Origin of the sequence: Pseudoalteromonas sp. K222D, assembly GCF_017653575.1 — a bacterium.
In the GTDB taxonomy this organism is placed as follows: Bacteria; Pseudomonadota; Gammaproteobacteria; order Enterobacterales; family Alteromonadaceae; genus Pseudoalteromonas; species Pseudoalteromonas nigrifaciens.
In genome coordinates, this window is sequence record NZ_JAGGDL010000041.1 from 1 (window position 1) to 18216 (window position 18216).

At 40.1% G+C, this 18216-nt stretch carries 19 protein-coding genes; 11 read left to right on the forward strand and 8 right to left on the reverse strand.

Annotated elements, in window-relative coordinates:
• Positions 1 to 171: 171 nt before the first annotated feature.
• Complete coding sequence (locus J5X91_RS15315; RefSeq protein ID WP_011329274.1) at positions 172 to 399, reverse strand: hypothetical protein; 228 nt, start codon at positions 397 to 399, stop codon at positions 172 to 174.
• A gap of 137 nt (positions 400 to 536) precedes the next feature.
• Between J5X91_RS15315 and rluA the strand changes: the two genes are divergently transcribed.
• Positions 537 to 1190, forward strand: a complete 654-nt coding sequence (gene rluA, locus J5X91_RS15320; protein ID WP_179806938.1) for a bifunctional tRNA pseudouridine(32) synthase/23S rRNA pseudouridine(746) synthase RluA — start codon at positions 537 to 539, stop codon at positions 1188 to 1190.
• Positions 1191 to 1282: 92 nt separating this feature from the next.
• Positions 1283 to 2293: a DUF3530 family protein gene (locus J5X91_RS15325; protein WP_192531886.1), complete on the forward strand. Its 1011-nt coding sequence runs from the start codon at positions 1283 to 1285 to the stop codon at positions 2291 to 2293.
• Here J5X91_RS15325 and djlA read toward each other — a convergent pair.
• Genes djlA through J5X91_RS15340 form a run of 3 tightly spaced genes read right to left on the reverse strand, consistent with a single transcriptional unit; the run spans position 2276 to position 4805 of the window.
• The gene (gene djlA, locus J5X91_RS15330; RefSeq protein ID WP_089368767.1) at positions 2276 to 3136 is read right to left on the reverse strand and encodes a co-chaperone DjlA; all 861 of its coding nucleotides are present in this window, start codon (positions 3134 to 3136) and stop codon (positions 2276 to 2278) included. The genes J5X91_RS15325 and djlA overlap by 18 nt on opposite strands.
• A 17-nt stretch (positions 3137 to 3153) precedes the next feature.
• Positions 3154 to 3807 (reverse strand): N-acetylmuramate alpha-1-phosphate uridylyltransferase MurU, encoded by a 654-nt coding sequence (gene murU, locus J5X91_RS15335; protein ID WP_058374205.1) that lies wholly within the window; start codon positions 3805 to 3807, stop codon positions 3154 to 3156.
• Positions 3804 to 4805 carry a phosphotransferase gene (locus tag J5X91_RS15340; RefSeq protein WP_208835175.1) on the reverse strand — a complete coding sequence of 334 codons (1002 nt, stop codon included), beginning with the start codon at positions 4803 to 4805 and terminating at the stop codon, positions 3804 to 3806. Before J5X91_RS15340 ends, murU begins: the two co-directional genes overlap by 4 nt.
• 93 nt (positions 4806 to 4898) lie before the next feature.
• Between J5X91_RS15340 and lptD the strand changes: the two genes are divergently transcribed.
• The 7 genes from lptD to J5X91_RS15375 all read left to right on the forward strand — a co-directional run bounded on the left by lptD (position 4899) and on the right by J5X91_RS15375 (position 13809).
• Complete coding sequence (gene lptD, locus J5X91_RS15345; protein WP_041454580.1) at positions 4899 to 7145, forward strand: LPS assembly protein LptD; 2247 nt, start codon at positions 4899 to 4901, stop codon at positions 7143 to 7145.
• Between the two features lie 98 nt (positions 7146 to 7243).
• Entirely contained in the window at positions 7244 to 8539 is a 1296-nt protein-coding gene (gene surA / locus J5X91_RS15350; protein WP_011329281.1) for a peptidylprolyl isomerase SurA, read from the forward strand.
• 2 nt (positions 8540 to 8541) lie between these two features.
• Positions 8542 to 9534, forward strand: coding sequence for a 4-hydroxythreonine-4-phosphate dehydrogenase PdxA (pdxA, locus tag J5X91_RS15355; RefSeq protein ID WP_011329282.1), 993 nt, complete (start codon positions 8542 to 8544; stop codon positions 9532 to 9534).
• The gene (gene rsmA / locus J5X91_RS15360; RefSeq protein ID WP_011329283.1) at positions 9531 to 10337 is read left to right on the forward strand and encodes a 16S rRNA (adenine(1518)-N(6)/adenine(1519)-N(6))-dimethyltransferase RsmA; all 807 of its coding nucleotides are present in this window, start codon (positions 9531 to 9533) and stop codon (positions 10335 to 10337) included. Before pdxA ends, rsmA begins: the two co-directional genes overlap by 4 nt.
• The gene (gene apaG, locus J5X91_RS15365; RefSeq protein ID WP_011329284.1) at positions 10321 to 10710 is read left to right on the forward strand and encodes a Co2+/Mg2+ efflux protein ApaG; all 390 of its coding nucleotides are present in this window, start codon (positions 10321 to 10323) and stop codon (positions 10708 to 10710) included. The genes rsmA and apaG overlap by 17 nt, the downstream gene beginning before the upstream one ends.
• Before the next feature lie 12 nt (positions 10711 to 10722).
• Positions 10723 to 11541, forward strand: a complete 819-nt coding sequence (locus tag J5X91_RS15370) for a symmetrical bis(5'-nucleosyl)-tetraphosphatase (RefSeq protein ID WP_089368769.1) — start codon at positions 10723 to 10725, stop codon at positions 11539 to 11541.
• Positions 11542 to 11793: 252 nt separating this feature from the next.
• On the forward strand, positions 11794 to 13809 hold the full coding sequence (locus tag J5X91_RS15375; RefSeq protein ID WP_089368770.1) for a methyl-accepting chemotaxis protein: 2016 nt from the start codon (positions 11794 to 11796) through the stop codon (positions 13807 to 13809).
• A gap of 57 nt (positions 13810 to 13866) precedes the next feature.
• Here the strand turns inward: J5X91_RS15375 and rfaH are convergent, their stop codons facing one another.
• From rfaH to radC, 4 genes are all read right to left on the reverse strand, one after another.
• The gene (gene rfaH / locus J5X91_RS15380) at positions 13867 to 14352 is read right to left on the reverse strand and encodes a transcription/translation regulatory transformer protein RfaH (RefSeq protein WP_011329287.1); all 486 of its coding nucleotides are present in this window, start codon (positions 14350 to 14352) and stop codon (positions 13867 to 13869) included.
• Positions 14353 to 14668: 316 nt separating this feature from the next.
• The gene (gene rpmG, locus J5X91_RS15385; RefSeq protein ID WP_004335545.1) at positions 14669 to 14824 is read right to left on the reverse strand and encodes a 50S ribosomal protein L33; all 156 of its coding nucleotides are present in this window, start codon (positions 14822 to 14824) and stop codon (positions 14669 to 14671) included.
• An 11-nt stretch (positions 14825 to 14835) separates the two neighbouring features.
• A complete protein-coding gene (gene rpmB, locus J5X91_RS15390) occupies positions 14836 to 15072 on the reverse strand; it encodes a 50S ribosomal protein L28 (RefSeq protein ID WP_041454777.1) in 237 nt (78 codons plus the stop codon).
• 273 nt (positions 15073 to 15345) lie between these two features.
• The gene (gene radC / locus J5X91_RS15395; RefSeq protein WP_011329290.1) at positions 15346 to 16020 is read right to left on the reverse strand and encodes a DNA repair protein RadC; all 675 of its coding nucleotides are present in this window, start codon (positions 16018 to 16020) and stop codon (positions 15346 to 15348) included.
• Between the two features lie 143 nt (positions 16021 to 16163).
• Between radC and coaBC the strand changes: the two genes are divergently transcribed.
• Both coaBC and slmA read left to right on the forward strand, forming a co-directional pair.
• Positions 16164 to 17357: a bifunctional phosphopantothenoylcysteine decarboxylase/phosphopantothenate--cysteine ligase CoaBC gene (gene coaBC, locus J5X91_RS15400; RefSeq protein WP_086997701.1), complete on the forward strand. Its 1194-nt coding sequence runs from the start codon at positions 16164 to 16166 to the stop codon at positions 17355 to 17357.
• Between the two features lie 158 nt (positions 17358 to 17515).
• Positions 17516 to 18103 carry a nucleoid occlusion factor SlmA gene (gene slmA / locus J5X91_RS15405; RefSeq protein ID WP_011329292.1) on the forward strand — a complete coding sequence of 196 codons (588 nt, stop codon included), beginning with the start codon at positions 17516 to 17518 and terminating at the stop codon, positions 18101 to 18103.
• Positions 18104 to 18216 lie beyond the last annotated feature (113 nt).

Below are 18216 nucleotides of genomic sequence, written 5' to 3' on the forward strand. Positions count from 1 at the left end.
GTTGGAAATGCGGCTGCTGATACAATTCGAAAATACATTCAAGAGCAGGGCTAACTATTCCGATTCATCCCATCGACACCGCTTCGCGTCGATCAATGGGTTTTCTCGGAAAATTTCGATAAATACGACGTAAGTCTTCTTTAGCATCATTTGAGAGTTTAAACTTTCGCATTACTTAACATTTAGTTTAAATTCAGTCAGGATTTCATCAGCAGATTGATTAGTAAAGCCACTTTTTTCAGATTTAAGCAGTTTACTATTGATAGCTTCAGCCCTTCTTGCACGTCGAATTAAGTCATTCACTAATTCGCTTTTATTCGCGTAATCACCTACATTTTCAATGTGATTACGCAGCCATAAATCATTTTTCTCAGTGAGCGAAATGCTTTGCCTTGCCATAATATATACCTCAAAAAATCATACTGGTGTAATTTCACACCAGTATGAAAAACACGCAATTAAACTTTAATCTTTTTCCTTGAGCCTTAGTGCCCGCTCCACTAAAATGGCGCCCTTGTAAATCACTGAGGTCGGCCGTGTTAATTAACTACAATCCCCCAACAGATCCGTATTTAACTATTCTGTATCAGGATGAGGACTTACTCATCGTTAATAAGCCTAGCGAGTTGTTAACCGTGCCGGGTAAAGACCCTAAACATGCCGATTGCTTAATAAGCCGTGTTAACCGAGTTTTTCCTACTGCTAAAATAGTGCACCGTTTAGATATGGCAACGTCGGGCATACTTTGCTTGGCAATGAATAAAGCCGCACACCGCCATGTAAGTATGCAGTTTCAGGAGCGCGAAACCGCCAAGCGCTATATTGCCCGGATATATGGGCAACTTGAGGCGCAAACCGGCTCGGTTGATTTACCGCTTATTTGCGATTGGCCTAATCGCCCCAAGCAAATGGTTGATCACGAAAACGGTAAGCCGTCGCTTACGCACTTTAAAATACTTGAACGTGAACCACATGCAACCCGTGTAGAACTAACCCCTATTACAGGGCGCTCGCACCAGTTGCGGGTACATATGCTAAGCCTAGGCCATCCTATTTTAGGTGATAGGCTTTACGCACACAAAGAGGCACTCGCTGCGGCGCCGCGCTTGCAATTACACGCACAAATGCTCAGCTTAAAACATCCAACTACTGAGCAAATACTTACATTTGAAGCTGACCCTGATTTTTAGCGCTAACAATTAATATTAAAGTTTAGCCTGTTACGCTAAACTTTTTTGCTGCTGCGCCGATATCTAAGTAATATTTTTAATTTGAGTTGGTTATGGTATTGGCGCAGTATTTAAAGGTAATTAAACTAAACGTACTGCTAAGCTGTGCGCTAATTTTAACTGTGCAAGTAACTGCAGCAGAGCATATTGCCCCACCCTCGTATGCAAGTATTGAAAATAATGATATTCAACACTTACTTCCCAATGATGAAATAAAGCCTATATTAGCTGGCGATACTGAATTTTTAACCTTGTACAGCGAGTATATGAGTGCTGATTTTAGAGGCACTGTACTGCTTATACCTGATTGGCAATCAAGCGCGACCAATAATGCCGGAATGAGCTTTTTACGCAAAGAACTAAATAATTTAGGCTACACTACCTACGCAATGACAGTACCTGATATTAACTGGCAGGCGAGTGAAGTAGCCACTGCTGCAACTAACGAAAACACTGCAACTGAAAGCACCTCAGCTGAAAATATTCTTGCCCAAAGCTCTGACAATGCAAATACAGCTAATCAAAGCACTGATAATGAAAGTGCTGCAGTTGAAAGTGCTACTATTGAGGATACTGGTGTAAACAAAAGTGCTGAGCCACACCATGTTAATGCCATTGAAAAAGTGAGTGACGCGGTACTCGATAACTATAAAGTAAATTTAATCGCCCGCTATGAAGCACTGTATAATACAGCAATGGCAGAGCCGAATAATATTGTAGTAATTGCCCAGGGGATCAGTGCTGGCGTGCTACTTGAACATTATGCGCAATTTCCCGACTCAAGACTTAATGCATTTATAAGTTTAAGCAGTTATTTACCTAACAGTAAACGTAATCAAGACTTAAGCCAAACTTCGTCTTTAATTGCCCCACCATTACTGGATATTTACTACGCTAACGATAACAACGAGATTTTAATGAACCTTAAAAATCGTCAGCGCTGGGTTAACCGCAACGCAAAATTTGATTATCGCCAACGCCAGTTATTTGGTTTGCGCAATCAGCCCGATCAACATGCACGCCTAAGTAAAGAAATAGACGGCTTTTTACGCCGACTTTTTTAAATACTCGTAAGCAGCTTGAATATCTTGGCTTTTTTTGACCGCTAATTCCATCATATGTTTTGGTAAACCTTGCGATACCAATTTATCAGGGTGATGCTGCGCCATCAGTTTTCGATACGCGAGCTTTATTTCTCGCGCTGTTGCCGAGTCATTAAGCCCTAATAATGCCAACGCTTGTGCGCGGTTTATATTATTATTAGGTGGTACATGATGGCCTGAACCTTCACGGTAACTGCTACTTTGCCCTTGTTGCTGTTGTTTATAGCGCTGTTGCTGCTGCCTAAAGCTAAACTCTGCTTGGTAACGCTTTAATACAAAAGCAAAGTGCGCTCTAGATACGCCTAACTGTTTACTCACTTCTTGTAAAAGTAGTTTTTCTTGCTCAGCGAGTACACCATCTGAAAATGCCATTTGAATTTGAATTTCTAAAAATAGCTGTAATAAATCATAACGCTTAGCAAAACGTTCTTTAAAGTCTTGTACTGTTTCTTTTAATGAAAAATCATTTTCTTTACCCGACTGAAATGCATGTTGTGCTTCGCGGCGCTCTTCGCCTTGTAGGCCCATTTCGTCCATAAATAACGTTGCAGCTTTAATATGTACTTCGCTAATGCGCCCATTTGATTTAGCAATATGCCCCATAACTGCAAAACAGCTAGAAAAAAACAGCGCTTGACGCTCGTTGACGTCGTCACCTTTAAATAAGTTTGAAAAGCCACCGGCTTTATCAAAATCTTTTTTTAAGCTTTTATCAAACATATGGCCAAGATATAGGCCAAAAATAGCACCAAATATTTTGCCAAACATAAAACCGAAAATAAACCCGAGTATTTTTCCCCACATCTAAATTATTACCTCTATTAAATTTGTCGTTGATTAAGTGCTGATAATCGCTCAGGAGTACCTACATCATCCCATTGGCCTATGTAGAGTTCGGTAGAGACTAAATGTTCAGTTAATTTTTTAGCTAAAATAGGCCCAAGCGGACGAACACCTTGCTCAAAATCGTTAAAAAAATCGGCTTGATATCGGCCAATTCCAGAAAATGTATATTTTTGACTATCACTCGACAAATGACTGAGTGCAAAATCACCGTTAGGATTATGCGGTGGGTTTTCTATCAGCACTATGTGCGCCTCACCCGCTTGTAAATGCAGTTGAGTTAACGCGCTTACGTCGTAATCGGTATATATGTCACCATTTATAACAATAAAGGTATCGCCTAATAGGGGCAGCGCAGCAATAATGCCACCGGCCGTTTCAAGGCCACCTGCCACTTCTTGGCTATAACGTATATTTACGCCCCACTTGCTGCCATTGGCAAAATAATCTTTAATTTTATCACCTTGCCACGCAAGGTTTATTACTATTTCGGTAATACCCGCCGCTTTAAGATTAACAATATGATGCTCAATTAATGGCTTACCCGCTACTGCCAACATAGGTTTAGGCATATTTTGCGTTAGTGGCATCATACGTTGTCCGCGCCCGGCCGCTAAAATCATCGCCTTCATGTGCGCTCCTTAGCCAAGCGCTCAACCACTTTAGGAGCAATGGTATTTTGTATAAATAAGCCAAGGGCCTGTAGCTCTGAATAATTAGCAGCTACCTCTACAATGTATGCAAGTGTAGGAAGTATATTAGCCAAATAACCTTTTTTACCATCACGTAAATACAAACGACAAAAAATACCTGCCGCTTTTAAATGGCGCTGTAAACCGGTTAAATCAAACCAATATTTAAATTCATTAAAGGTAACATTAGCAATTAAACCTTGGCGATTAAATTCATCGTATCCGTATTTAACTAAATGAGTTAATTCGCTCTCTGGCAGTTTAAAATAGCAATCGCGTAACAAAGATACCAAGTCGTAACACAACGGCCCGCGTACAGCATCTTGATAATCTATGATCGCCCATTGCTGGTTGCAGCGCATAATATTACGACTATGGTAATCGCGGTGCATGGTAACGCTAGGCTGAGCAAGCATGGTATTACTAAGCAGATCACAGCTTGTTTGCCACAGCATTTGTTGCTCTGCGGTTAGTTTACAATCAATGAAGTCATGCATTAACCACTGGCTGAATATGCCAAGCTCAACAGCTATAAACTTTTTATCATAAGCTTGCATAGCAGCGGCTGCAGGTGTTTTTGCCCACTGTACGCTCAGCTTAATTAATTGCTGGTAATACTCGGTGCGGTGCTCATCATCAAGCATGTCTGCTAGGTGCGTGCTGCCTAAGTCACTTAAAATAAAAAAACCTTGCTGCTCGTCACTGGCAATAATAGCGGGCAATAAAAATCCTTGCTGCGTAAATACGCTATTAAGCGAGATATACGGCGCATTATTTACTTTAAGCGGATCGGAATCCATCACTATAAAGCTGTTATTAGCACAATTTAAGCGATAATAACGACGAAAACTCGCATCGGCAGTAATTGCCGCTAACGTGCATTGTTGCTCACTAAAGTGAGTATTTATAAAGAGTTGTAAGCGTTCAAAACGTGTCATTTTATAAGCTATCTATTTTTCACTAATTACTTTGCCATTGTTTTCCTTTATTATGTCTACTTGAAATTAATCACAGCGTATAAAGGTCGATAAATGAGCAAAACCTGGGGCATATTGATGCTAAGCGTACTGAGCGCACCATCGCTTGCCGAAACTGAACTGACACACAAGTTTTGTGGCACTTCAATGCAAACCAGAGCTTGGCAACCGCTTCCTGGCTTAAAGCTAGGTATGGTTGATATTCGCGCTAACGACGTAGAGCTTTTAGGCACACAAAGCGCTGAATTTACTGGTAATGTTGATATTAACACCGTTAATATGAGTTTGTCCGCACAAACTGCACTAATCGATAAACAGCGCGGTTTACTCAATGCTACTGGGCCAATTACTTATCGCGACAAAATAAGCGAAGTTAACAGCACTGGCCTCAACGCCGATTTAAATAATTCAGCAATCAGCTTACTTGGTGCACAATATAGCCTAACACAACAGCTAGGCAAAGGTGGCGCTGAAAAACTCACCGTTGATGAGTCTGGCTTAATGCTAATGAATGCAAGCTTTACTGCTTGCCCTGGCGAAGTACCTGTGTGGGCCATTGAAGCCGACGAAATTAACCTTTCTCGCGAAGAAGGCTGGGGCGAAACCTATAATGCGGTTTTACGCATCCTAGATACGCCGGTTTTATATTTACCTTATTTTACCTTTCCGCTTGATGAGCGCCGTAAATCTGGGTTACTTACGCCTAGTTTTTCAAGCTCAGATCGCTATGGTTTAGAAACTATTACGCCTTACTACTGGAATATCGCTCCCAATTTAGATGCCACCATTACCCCGCGTTATATGTCGCGTAAAGGTTTACAACTGCAAACTGAATTTAGATATTTAACCCAAGAGCATGAAGGCTTAGTGGGTATTGAATATTTAAATAAAGATGATTCAGACCCCGATCTTGGCGATCGTTATATGTTTCATTGGCAACAAAAAAGCTATTTAGGTGAAAACTGGCGCGCTAATGTTGATATAACAAACGTGAGTGACGACAACTACTTAACTGATTTAGACTCTAATTATGCCAGTAAAACCGATACTCAATTGTACAGAACAGGCTCGCTTACTCATATGGGCGACACTTGGCGTACCGATATTACAGTACAAAACTTTGAAGTACTGGGCGATCACTTAGAGTCTTATACCGCTTTGCCACAAATTAGTTTTACCCAAACCGCACCTTGGCAATACGACAACTTTGATTTTAGTGTATCGGGAGAAGTGAGCCACTTTACTAATAGTTCAGCTATTATTGATCAAGCTACTCGAATACATATTGAGCCAAAAGCTCGCTTTGATTATAAAGAACATGCATGGTCGTTTTTATCAGAAGTAAGCATATTACAAACAAACTACAAACAGCATGGTGATTTAGAAGGTACTCAATACAGCGAAAGCGTATCGCGTACACTGCCAAAAGTACGTTTGTATACACAACTTAATTTTGAGCGCGAAACCTCCTACTTTATTGATGACGGTATTCAAACTTTAGAGCCACAGCTACAATATTTATATACCCCTAATGAAGATCAATCTGATATTGGCTTATTTGATACTGCCAAACTACAAGATGATTTTTTTGGTTTATTTAGAGACACACGCTTTTCAGGTGTTGATAGAATAGCTGCTGCCAACCAATTTACCTTAGGTGCAACGACTCGGTTATTTGACAAAAAACACCAAGAAGTATTTAATTTTAGCGCCGGACAAATATTTTATTTAAGCGATTCAGCCAAACCTACAGAACAAGGATTAAACTCAGACACCAACTACAATGCCTTGTTTGCAGCACAAACCATGGTACATTGGCATCGTCGCTGGTATTTATCTGCGGGTATTCAGTATGATACTGACGGTAAACAAATTATTCAGTCTAACGTAACGCTCGACTATAAAGGCGACGATAATGAGCTAGTTCAATTGAACCATCGGTATTCAGATGATGTCTCAGGTAATGCAATTGAACAAACAGGCTTATTTACAAGCATTCCAGTGAGCGACGAATGGCAGTTTATTGCAAGCTATCACCGCGACCTTGAAAATAACCGCAGTATCGAAGTGTTAAGCGGACTACAGTATGAATCGTGCTGTTGGGCATTTCAAATTACTGGCCATCGCCAAATTGTTACCGACTTAAATCAGTCTATAGGGCAACAACAGGCGACTTTTGATTCAAGCATTCGTTTGAATTTTGTTTTAAAAGGGTTAGGTAGTAAAAGCCGTTATGATGCTAAAAAATTATTACAACAAGGTATTTTTGGTTATCGTAGACCGTATTTTCTTAATGACTAGGACACTATTTTTAAAGTTAAAGTAGTATTAATTAACGCTAAAAATTGAGTATTCCCTAGGATCACAACAGTACTATTAGCAAGAGTAGTAAAAAGAATATGAATTTAAAAAAATTATTAACATCAGCAGTTTTAAGTATTAGCTTATGCCAAAGCGCATTTGCAGCTCCGGTTGAAATCGACAAAGTTATTGGCATAGTCAACCAAGGAGTTATTTTAAAAAGTGAAGTGGACACCATAGTTAACCGTGTTAAAAAGCAAGCTGAAGAACAGAGTCAGGAGCTTCCTAAAGACGAAACATTACGTGTCCAGGCCGTAGAGCGATTAGTTAACCAAACACTCATGATGCAAATGGCTGAGCGTATGGGGTTAGAGATTTCAGACAGCCAACTAGATCAAACACTTGCAAGTATGGCTAAAGAGCAAGGCGGTAGCATTGCAGATTTACGTCGTACTATTGAGGGCTCGGGAGAAAGCTTTCAAGCATACCGTGAAGAAATTCGTAAAGAGATCACTACGCAACAAGTTATGCGCGCCAATGTTGATCGCCGTGTTTATGTAAGCGAGCAAGAAGTAGATAACTTACTAAAAATTATGGAAAGCCAAGGTCAAAACGCAGAAGAGTATGACATTGGCCATATTTTAATTGATATTCCTAGTGATGCTAGCGCCGATGAAATTGCGTCAGCTAAAACGCGCGCAGACAAAGTAATTGAATTACTTAATGACGAGCAAGAATTTAAACGCATTGCTATTTCATCATCAAGCGGCTCTCAAGCACTTGAAGGTGGACAACTAGGTTGGATGGGCATTAACGAAATGCCGTCGTTATTTGCTGAAGCCGTAAAAGGTAAAAAGCAAGGCGCTATTATTGGTCCGCTGCGCTCTGGTGCTGGTTTTCATATTATAAAAGTCCAAGATGTTCGTGGTCGTCAAGTTGTAGAAACAACTGAAACTCGCTCACGTCATATTTTAATAAAACCATCTATTATTTTAAGTGAAGAAAAAGCACGTAGTATGCTTGCCGGTTTTGTAAAAGACTTACGCGCTGATAAAGCCGACTTTGCAAAACTTGCTAAAGAATACTCAGAAGATCCAGGCTCAGCCCTTAAAGGTGGTGAGTACGATTGGGCTGATCCAACTAGCTATGTTCCTGCCTTTAGAGATACTTTATTATCACTTAAGCAAAATGAAATTAGCGAACCATTTAGAAGCCAATTCGGTTGGCATATTGTGCAGTTACTCGATACCCGTGTAGCTGATAAAACCGAGCAAGCTAAACGCAACCGCGCCCATGGCATGCTATTTAATCGTAAATTTAAAGAAGAAAGCTTTAACTGGCAGCAAGAAATGCGCGAACAAGCCCATGTTGAAATTTTCCCAATAGACGAATAACTATGACATTACGTATCGCAATTACCCCTGGTGAGCCTGCGGGCATTGGTCCAGATTTACTGTTAAAACTTGCCCAACAAACTTGGGACGCACAGCTTGTTGCCATTGCCGACGCGAATATGCTTAAGCAACGTGCAAAACATTTAGGCTTAAGTATAAAGCTAATAGAGTTTGATCAGCACGCTGCAGCAACGCCTGCACCAGCAGGAAGCCTTTACCTACATCAAGTAGATGTAGCCGAGCCTGTAGAGCTAGGTGTGCTTAACGATGCTAATGGGCAATACGTATTGGACACTTTGCGTATTGCCAGTGAAAAAAACATGGATGGCACTTTTGCAGCAGTTGTTACCGGCCCAGTACATAAAGGTATTATTAATAAAGCCGGTATTTCGTTTAGTGGCCACACCGAGTATTTTGCACAACAGTCGAATACCGCAGATGTAGTAATGATGCTTGCTACGCAAGGCCTAAGAGTAGCGCTGGTAACGACGCATATTCCACTTGCCTATGTATCGCGTGCTATTACAGAGGATCGGCTAATCAAAGTAGCGAGTATTTTAAACCACGACTTACAAACTAAGTTTGGTATAGAAAAGCCGCGTATTTTAGTCTGTGGTTTAAATCCTCATGCTGGTGAAGATGGCCATTTAGGCCGTGAAGAAATAGATACCATTATTCCAACACTTGAAATACTTAACAACCAAGGTATGAACCTGATTGGTCCACTCCCTGCCGACACTTTATTTCAAGATAAATACCTAAATGAAGCCGATGCCGTATTAGCTATGTATCACGATCAGGGGCTACCTGTGCTAAAATACAAGGGATTTGGTAACTCGGTAAATATTACCTTAGGTTTACCATTTATTCGCACCTCAGTAGATCATGGTACTGCTCTGGATTTGGCAGGCAAAGGTACTGCTGATGTTGGCAGTTTTGAATTAGCGATCCGCGAAGCAATTAAGCTCGCCCAAGAAAAAGCACAAAATCAATGACCGATAAAGTACATTTAGGACACCGCGCCCGTAAACGTTTTGGACAAAACTTTTTATTTGATGACATGATCATCGGTAAAATAGTGAGCGCAATCGATCCTAAACCAGAAGATAACCTAGTAGAGATTGGTCCAGGCCTTGGCGCAATTACTGAACCGGTAGCCGAATTAAGCGGCCATTTAACGGTTGTAGAATTAGATAAAGATTTGGCACAGCGTTTAATTGAACACCCATTTTTGGGACCTAAATTAACCGTAAACCAAGGCGATGCAATGACCTTTGATTTTGCAAGCTTGGTGAGAGATGACAAAAAACTAAAAGTGTTTGGTAACTTACCGTATAACATTTCGACTCCGTTATTATTTCATCTTTTTGAATTTGCAGACAATATTGAGCACATGCACTTTATGCTGCAAAAAGAAGTAGTAAAACGCATGGTTGCAGGCCCGGGGAGCAAAACCTTTGGTCGTTTAAGCGTAATGACTCAGTACTACTGTAATGCAATGCCGGTTATAGAAGTACCGCCTGAGTGCTTTAAACCTGCGCCTAAAGTTGATTCGGCGGTTATTCGCTTAATCCCTAAAAAGCCTGAACAACGCACTGCAAAAAGCGTGAAAATTTTAAATAACGTTTGCCTAGAAGCCTTTAACCAGCGTCGTAAAACACTACGCAATAGTTTAAGCAACTTACTAACTGCAGATGAGCTAACCAGCATTGGCATAGATGTTACTTTGCGTGCTGAGCGCTTATCGTTACAACAATTTATTGACATAGCAAATTGGATTTATGACAACAAGCAGTAATATTGGATCGCCTGTAAAGGTATCTGTTGAAACATTTTATGTAGAAGAGCAGTCGCAACCTGAACTCGAAAAGTTTGTATTTGCTTATTCTGTAACCATTAAAAACCACAGTTTGTGTAGCGCTAAATTACTGAGCCGTTATTGGTTAATTACCGATGCAAATGGCAAAGAAATTGAAGTACAAGGCGAAGGTGTGGTCGGCGAAAACCCGGTTATAGCACCCGGCGAAAGTTATAAATATACCAGTGGGGCAATACTAGATACCCCTGTAGGTACTATGCAAGGGCATTATACGTTACGTAACGAGTTTGGCACTGAGTTTAAAGCGCCTATTAACGTGTTTCGTTTAGCCTGCCCTAACATACTGCACTAGTACACTATAAGCATGGCTGACTACGCAATAGGTGATTTGCAAGGCTGCTTTAACGAGTTTAACGCGTTACTCCAACGCGTTAACTTTAATCCAAGTAAAGATCATCTCTACTTGGTGGGCGATATAGTCGCTCGAGGCCCTGACTCACTAGCCTGTTTAGAGTACTTATACAAACACCAAAATAGCATTACAGTTACGCTAGGCAATCATGACTTACACCTGATTGCCTGCTATCTACTTAATAAACCACCCAACCCTAATGATAAATTAGCAGCTGTATTCAATAGCACTAAACTCCCCCACTATATTGCATTTTTACAAACTCAGCCTTTGGCACTTTACCTTAAGCAGTACAATAGCTTTATATCCCATGCTGGGCTCAACCCTGACTGGTCGATAGCACAAGCCTTACAACATGCTCAGTTTGCTCAGCATTGTTACAGCTCGCCTAAAGCGCATGACTTTTTTGCAAACATGTACCAACCTCACCCCATTAATAACCCTAATGAACTTAATAACTATGAAAAGTTTAGATACATAGTTAACTACTTTACCCGTATGCGATTTTTAACTGCCGATAACCAACTCGACTTAAGTGCAAAAGGGGAAGTAACAAGTGGCAATAACTTAACCCCTTGGTTTATGCATCCAGCAATAACAACGGCTAAACAAACGCTTATTTTTGGCCACTGGGCAGCATTAAATGGTAAAACACCTCATAATCATTTATTAGCCTTAGACACCGGATGTGTTTGGGGAGGCGCCATGACCTTAATAGAATTAAAAAGCAAACAAAAAACTGTAGAAAAATCACAACTTTCGTCTAAATAAACTGAAATAAAGTAATACATCTGTTAAGTTTAATGTCGCATGTTGAAACTTTGTAACTACAACCTGTTCACATTAAGTTGGCATTATATTTAGTAGCAAAAATAGCACTCCTATAATTAGAGCTACGCATGGCCATTGCTTAATTAAAAATAATCAACACAGATTAAACAATTAAAATTAACTTTAATTACTTAACTTATTGCAATACAAGCCGATAAGTTTTAACTGATATACTTTAGAATGGAAATCCGTATGAATTTAACAGTGAGCCAGCGTATTTGGGGTGGATTTATTTTCATCACTCTACTGCTTTTAATAATTGGCGGTAACTCTTTAATAAAAATAGCAAATATTGATCGCTCCACCCAAAAAGTAAATCAGTTGTCGCTGCCCGCTTTAAATAAAAGCGCTGAATTACAAGCCGAGTTTATTTTAATGAGCAAAGCTGCTCAAGCTAGTTTTTATACCTCTTCTGCAGAGCAACTAGAACCAATAAAAAACCAAGTGCTCGAACAAAAGCAGTTATTCAATACGCTGCATAGTGAATTACAAGAAGTGGTTAAAAACGATCCACTATTGAGTAAAAGTAGCCAACAAGTTGAAACAACCTATTTAAGTTTTTTAAGCACGGTAGAGGGCTTACTTGCCGACAAAGCTAAACAGCTAGCACTGAATAAAATGTTAAAAGCGCAACTAGAAAGCATAGAGCTTGCCGCCGAAGATGCAAACTCAATTGTACTCGATATTATTGATATAAACGGCTTAGAGCAAAGTAACCCACGCGCTTACCAGGCTGCTAATAATCTTGAAAACAATTTTATGTCTGTAGTAAGCAACAGTACCGACATGCTAACGGTTAAAACGCTTAATACCTTAGATATTGTAAAAAATGAACAAGTATACTACTTCGAAGAAGTGACCCGCACCATAGCGCTAATTAAACCAGCCATAGAGCAAAGCCATAGTGGTTTATACAATAGTCTAAAAGAATACGTAGACACGCTAGAGAGCAACATTGTAGGTAACAATAGCCTTGCTGCGAATAAAAAACGCTTAATCGATGCAATTAGCCTTACTGAACGTGAACTTGCAGAGTCTGAGCAAGCAACTAAAACAGCGCTAAATCAAATTGACGTACTTGTAAAACAAGCCAGCGATGTTGCTTTTTCATTGCAAAAAGGGGTGCGCAGCGACGTAGATTCTGCAAACTTGTGGACTTGGATAGGCATGATAATAGCCACCATAATTGCAATTATCGTGGCAGTCGTTACAGTTAATCGTATTACTAAACCACTGGCTGAAGTTAACCGCATTTTAGATATTGTAGCAAGTGGCGATATGACACAGCGCTTAGATGACAGTGCCAAAGATGAGTTTGGTGAGCTATCTAAAAGCTGTAACACCTTAATTGATAGCCTTCGCAGTTTAATTAAAGGCATTATTTCACGCTCAACTCAGCTTGCAGCTGCATCAGAGCAAACCTCAACAATTACTGGCGAATCAAGTAAAGCAATTCGTAATCAGCAAGCACAAGTTGAACAGGCAGCTACAGCAACAACAGAAATGAGTAGTACATCACAAACGGTAAGTAATAGCGCTCAACAGGCGTTACATGAGATTAAAAATGCCGATAAAGAAGCCGAGCGCGTTAAAGACATTTCAAATCAAAATAAAGCCACTATCGAGCAACTAGCTTACGAAGTTGATGAAGCGTCGAATGTTATTAATAAGCTCCACAAAGACAGCGCATCGATTGGCAGTATATTAGATGTGATTCGCGGTATTGCTGATCAAACAAACTTATTGGCATTAAATGCCGCGATTGAAGCAGCGCGTGCAGGTGAGTATGGGCGAGGCTTTGCTGTAGTAGCAGATGAAGTACGCTCTCTGGCAAGTAAAACACAAGAATCAACCCAAGAGATTCAATCTATGATTGAGTCACTACAAAGCGGTGCAGAAGCCGCTGTATCGGCTATGGAAAAAGGTAAACAACAAGCCGTGTCGTGTGTTAAGCAAAGCGATTTAGCAAGCAGCGCTCTCGACTCGATTACTTTAGCCGTATCGCAAGCGCATAACGTGAGTGAAGAAATATCAACGGCAGCGCAAGAGCAACAACAAGTATCACAAGAAATAAGTGAGCGCTTAGAGTCCATTGTTGCTATAGCCGAGCAAACCGCTGAGGGCGCAATACAAACGACCATATCAAGTTCAGAAGTAGCAAAACTAGCAGAAGAACTTAGGTTATCAGTAGAGAACTTTAAGGTTTAATTACTGCTATAAACATTTATAAAAAGGGGAAGTAATTTATTACTTCCCCTTTTTCTATTAGATTTTGCTTATTGCTTGATTACTCACGCTAATTTCTATTTGTTTGTTAAGCAAATTAATGAACAAAATACTGCGCATATCGCCATCAGGCTCTTTATAAATAGCGTCAATATTTTTAAATGACTCATTGTTTACACTCACCAAGTCACCGTTTTTAGGAACTTGCGATTCATGTGAGTGCGAACGCTCTGCTTTAAGCTGATTAATTAACTCAACGGGCACACGCTGATATGCAGCACCATAAGTTACAAAGCCACTTACTCCGCGGGTATTTTTTACCGCAAAAAAGTTACCATTCTCAGCTTCTAAACACACAAATACATAACCAGGAAATAAAGCAGACTGCTTAACAGTGCGGCGTCCTTTAACTAACTTTTCAGTAGTTAACTTTGGAAAAAATGACGCTATTCCTTGGTTTTTTAAATTAACCTGCGCACGCTCTTCTTGGCGAGGTTTACATACAACTAAATACCAACTTTCCATGGCAATTCCTACAGCCTGAGTTGAAGATAAGACAACCATAAACTAAATGAGCGCAGCATTATACTCCTATGCAAACCTTTATGTAAAATAGCCCCACAGTAAATAAGTACTCACTTAGAAAAAGTGATTTAATACGCTGATAATCAAACGAGTAGGTTTTAATTGAGGGGTAAGCACTGATATATTACAGCTATTAGAAGCAAGCTCTAAGCTAAAGCTAAGGGCAATATTAAACAATTAAGCTATTATTTTACGTAAATCAAAAACAAAAAACCCAGCATAAGCTGGGTTTTTACATTCTAATAGAAAACTAAAATTACTTAATTTTAGCTTCTTTAAAAAGAACATGTTTACGAATCTTTGGATCAAACTTTTTGATTTCCATCTTCTCAGGCATGTTACGTTTGTTCTTGTCGGTAGTGTAGAAAAAACCAGTACCGGCAGTTGAAACTAAACGGATTTTATCGCGCATGATTCAGATCCTTAAACTTTTACGCCGCGAGCACGGATTTCTGTAAGAACCGTGTCGATGCCTTTTTTATCGATAATACGCATACCTTTAGTAGTAGTGCGTAATGTTACAAAACGTTTTTCACTTTCAACCCAAAAACGGTGTGTTTGTAGGTTAGGTAGGAAACGACGTTTAGTCGCGTTTCTCGCGTGTGAACGGTGATTACCAACCGCAGGACGCTTACCTGTAACTTGACATACTTTAGCCATGTCTATATATCTCCAATAACTTAGCTCGAGCTTAATTTTCCCTAAGGCCATGTAGTTGTGCCCTAGAGATAAATCGAAGGGCGCTCTTTATACAGCTTTTACAGGCGAAGATCAAATAACTGATCTCATCCAATCAGCTCATGTGCAAATTTGATAGCGGCTAATTATAAAGATCGAAAGCCCATAGGGAAAGTAAAAACTGCATTTAAATTAAACTAATTTGCCAAAACACACTAAACTGCTCGTTTTTAGTACTCTTCTGTAAAAGTAAAGCTAAATAAGACCTCGTTCAGCAAAAGAAACACAGGTTTCTCCTCCAACAATAATATGATCCAGCACATTTATATCTACCAATTGCAGTGCTTGTTGCAATTTATTAGTAATAAGTTTGTCGGCCTGACTCGGTTCGGCAATCCCGCTTGGGTGATTATGCGCAAAAATAACCGCTGCTGCATTATTTTTAAGTGCCGCTTTTACCACTTCTCGTGGATATACACTGGCAGAATTAATGGTGCCATAAAAAAGTATTTCATCTTTAATTAAGCGATTTTGACTATCAAGATACAGCACCATAAATACCTCCTGCTGCAAACCACGCATTTGCAAGGTTAAATAATCATATACAGCGTTTGGCGAGTTAAATATAGCATCGCGCTGGCAACGCTCCTGCATATAACGCTGGCTGAGCTCAAGCACCGCTTGCAACTGCACATATTTGGCTGTACCTAACCCTTTTTGCGCACAAAACTCTTCCATACTGGCATTAAATAAATTGTGTAGCGTTTTGTTTTCATTAAGTAAATGTTGGGCAAGCTCAATCACATTCATACCCGGCAAACCGGTGCGTAAAAATATGGCAAGCAATTCAGCATCACTGAGTGCTTTTGCGCCTTTTTCGATTAGCTTTTCGCGGGGACGCTGCGAATTAGGAAGTGAGGTTAGTTGCATTATTCATCCTTGATAAATCGGCTTATATATTAACTGTAATGCAAATTTGAAAATTAGCCTGTTATTTTCATCTTAAAAGCTTAGCTGTACGGGTCAAGATTTGTTATTTTAGCCCTAATATTAAATAAGGCTGATGGACAACCATGATTAATTTAACTAATAAAAAAATAGTGCTGGGAATTAGCGGCGGTATAGCGGCCTATAAATGCGCAGAACTGGTTAGACGCTTAAAAGAGCATGGTTGTAGTGTTAAAGTAGTTATGACTGAATCAGCAAAACATTTTATAACCCCCTTAACTATGCAAGCTGTGAGCGGTGAAATGGTTGCAGACTCCTTACTCGACCCTTCAGCAGAAGCTGCTATGGGCCATATTGAGTTTGCCAAGTGGGCCGATTTAATTTTAGTTGCCCCAGCCACCAGCAACATTATTGCTAAAATGGCGGCGGGCATTGCCGATGACTTACTCACTACCTTATTACTTGCAACTCCGGCTAAAGTCGCTATCGCACCGGCTATGAATCAGCAAATGTATGCTCACCCTGCTACACAAGCTAATTTAGCCACACTTAAGGCACGTAACGTGCTTATTTGGGGCCCAGGAAAGGGTGAGCAAGCTTGTGGCGATGTAGGCGCTGGGCGCATGCTAGAGCCTCATGAGCTAGTTGCTTTATGTATTGCAAAAGAGCAACCTCAGTTACTTGCAGGTAAAACCATTACCATAACCGCAGGCCCGACCCGAGAAGCCATTGACCCGGTACGTTTTATATCTAATCACAGCTCAGGTAAAATGGGCTACGCACTTGCTGAGGCCGCTTTATTACTTGGCGCTAAAGTTAATTTAATTTCAGGCCCGGTGACTATAAAAGCCCCTGCTGGCGTAAATTTGATCAACATAGAAAGCGCCGAGCAGCTATTAAACGAATCACTCAACTACGCACCGCGCTCAGATGCGTTTATTGGCTGCGCCGCTGTTGCCGACTACCGCGCAGCAACCGTTGCAGCACAAAAAATGAAAAAGCAAGGCGACGAGCTTACTCTTACTTTGGTTAAAAACCCGGATGTAATTGCACACGTAGCTAATTTACAGCAAAACCGCCCTTACACTGTTGGTTTTGCCGCAGAAACACAAAATGTAGCAAACTACGCAAAAGGTAAACTAAAAAATAAAAACCTGGATATGATTTGCGCTAACGATGTATCACAAAGTGATCTTGGGTTTAACGCTGACAATAATGCGCTAACCCTGTACTGGCATAATGAACAGCTTGAATTACCAACAAATAGCAAAACAGCAATTGCGCTAACAGTGATCCAACAGCTCGCTCAGAGAATATAAAAGAGCTGGAAACAAACTGAATAAAACATTAACATGCTAAACACGCGTTTACTTTTAAGAGTTTAAATTTGTTTAATTCTAAATATAAACGCGCCTTAAACATTTGAATCAAAATGACTAGCTCCTGCTAAAAGATAACTAATAAAAAAGGAATGTTCATGCCTGCGACAAAAAGAAGTAATCGCAAAGAGCAAATACTGCAAGCACTTGCACAAATGTTAGAAACCAGTCCCGGCCAGCGTATTACCACAGCAAAGCTAGCCGCTGAGGTTGGTGTATCGGAAGCAGCGTTGTATCGTCATTTTCCTAGTAAAGCACGTATGTTTGAGGGCTTAATAGAATTTATTGAAGACACGCTTTTATCTCGTATAAATCTTATTTTAGAAAACGAAAAAGAAAGCCAAGCCCGCGTTTATAATATTTTACATTTACTGCTAACGTTTGCTGAAAAGAACCCTGGTATTACCCGTATTTTAACCGGCGACGCATTGCAAGGTGAGCAAGAGCGGTTACGTGAACGAGTGCAAAGTTTCTTTGAAAAACTTGAGACCCAATTTAAACAAGTGCTGCGCGAGAGAAAGCTGCGTGAAGGTAAAAACTTTCAAAGTGACGAGCTAACCCTAGCCAACTTTTTACTTGCCTATGTTGAAGGTAAAATGAATCAGTTTGTACGCAGTAATTTTAGTACTAAGCCAAGCGCACAATTTGAAAAACAATGGCCGGAACTACAAAAAATTTGGTTATAAATTCCAAATTCAACACACTTAACCTTGTGAGCCACGCTTGCAAGGTTTTTAAATTTTCACCTTCAGCCTTTCAACTCTGCTTTACTACCACTTGTCGTATATACTCGAATTAT

Coding starts and splice junctions, on each gene's coding strand:
- J5X91_RS15315 (WP_011329274.1), bottom strand. CDS start 399: ATGGCAAGGCAAAGCATTTCGCTCACTGAGAAAAATGATTTATGGCTG.
- J5X91_RS15325 (WP_192531886.1), top strand. CDS start 1,283: ATGGTATTGGCGCAGTATTTAAAGGTAATTAAACTAAACGTACTGCTA.
- djlA (WP_089368767.1), bottom strand. CDS start 3,136: ATGTGGGGAAAAATACTCGGGTTTATTTTCGGTTTTATGTTTGGCAAA.
- murU (WP_058374205.1), bottom strand. CDS start 3,807: ATGAAGGCGATGATTTTAGCGGCCGGGCGCGGACAACGTATGATGCCA.
- J5X91_RS15340 (WP_208835175.1), bottom strand. CDS start 4,805: ATGACACGTTTTGAACGCTTACAACTCTTTATAAATACTCACTTTAGT.
- lptD (WP_041454580.1), top strand. CDS start 4,899: ATGAGCAAAACCTGGGGCATATTGATGCTAAGCGTACTGAGCGCACCA.
- surA (WP_011329281.1), top strand. CDS start 7,244: ATGAATTTAAAAAAATTATTAACATCAGCAGTTTTAAGTATTAGCTTA.
- pdxA (WP_011329282.1), top strand. CDS start 8,542: ATGACATTACGTATCGCAATTACCCCTGGTGAGCCTGCGGGCATTGGT.
- rsmA (WP_011329283.1), top strand. CDS start 9,531: ATGACCGATAAAGTACATTTAGGACACCGCGCCCGTAAACGTTTTGGA.
- apaG (WP_011329284.1), top strand. CDS start 10,321: ATGACAACAAGCAGTAATATTGGATCGCCTGTAAAGGTATCTGTTGAA.
- J5X91_RS15370 (WP_089368769.1), top strand. CDS start 10,723: ATGGCTGACTACGCAATAGGTGATTTGCAAGGCTGCTTTAACGAGTTT.
- J5X91_RS15375 (WP_089368770.1), top strand. CDS start 11,794: ATGAATTTAACAGTGAGCCAGCGTATTTGGGGTGGATTTATTTTCATC.
- rfaH (WP_011329287.1), bottom strand. CDS start 14,352: ATGGAAAGTTGGTATTTAGTTGTATGTAAACCTCGCCAAGAAGAGCGT.
- rpmG (WP_004335545.1), bottom strand. CDS start 14,824: ATGCGCGATAAAATCCGTTTAGTTTCAACTGCCGGTACTGGTTTTTTC.
- rpmB (WP_041454777.1), bottom strand. CDS start 15,072: ATGGCTAAAGTATGTCAAGTTACAGGTAAGCGTCCTGCGGTTGGTAAT.
- radC (WP_011329290.1), bottom strand. CDS start 16,020: ATGCAACTAACCTCACTTCCTAATTCGCAGCGTCCCCGCGAAAAGCTA.
- coaBC (WP_086997701.1), top strand. CDS start 16,164: ATGATTAATTTAACTAATAAAAAAATAGTGCTGGGAATTAGCGGCGGT.
- slmA (WP_011329292.1), top strand. CDS start 17,516: ATGCCTGCGACAAAAAGAAGTAATCGCAAAGAGCAAATACTGCAAGCA.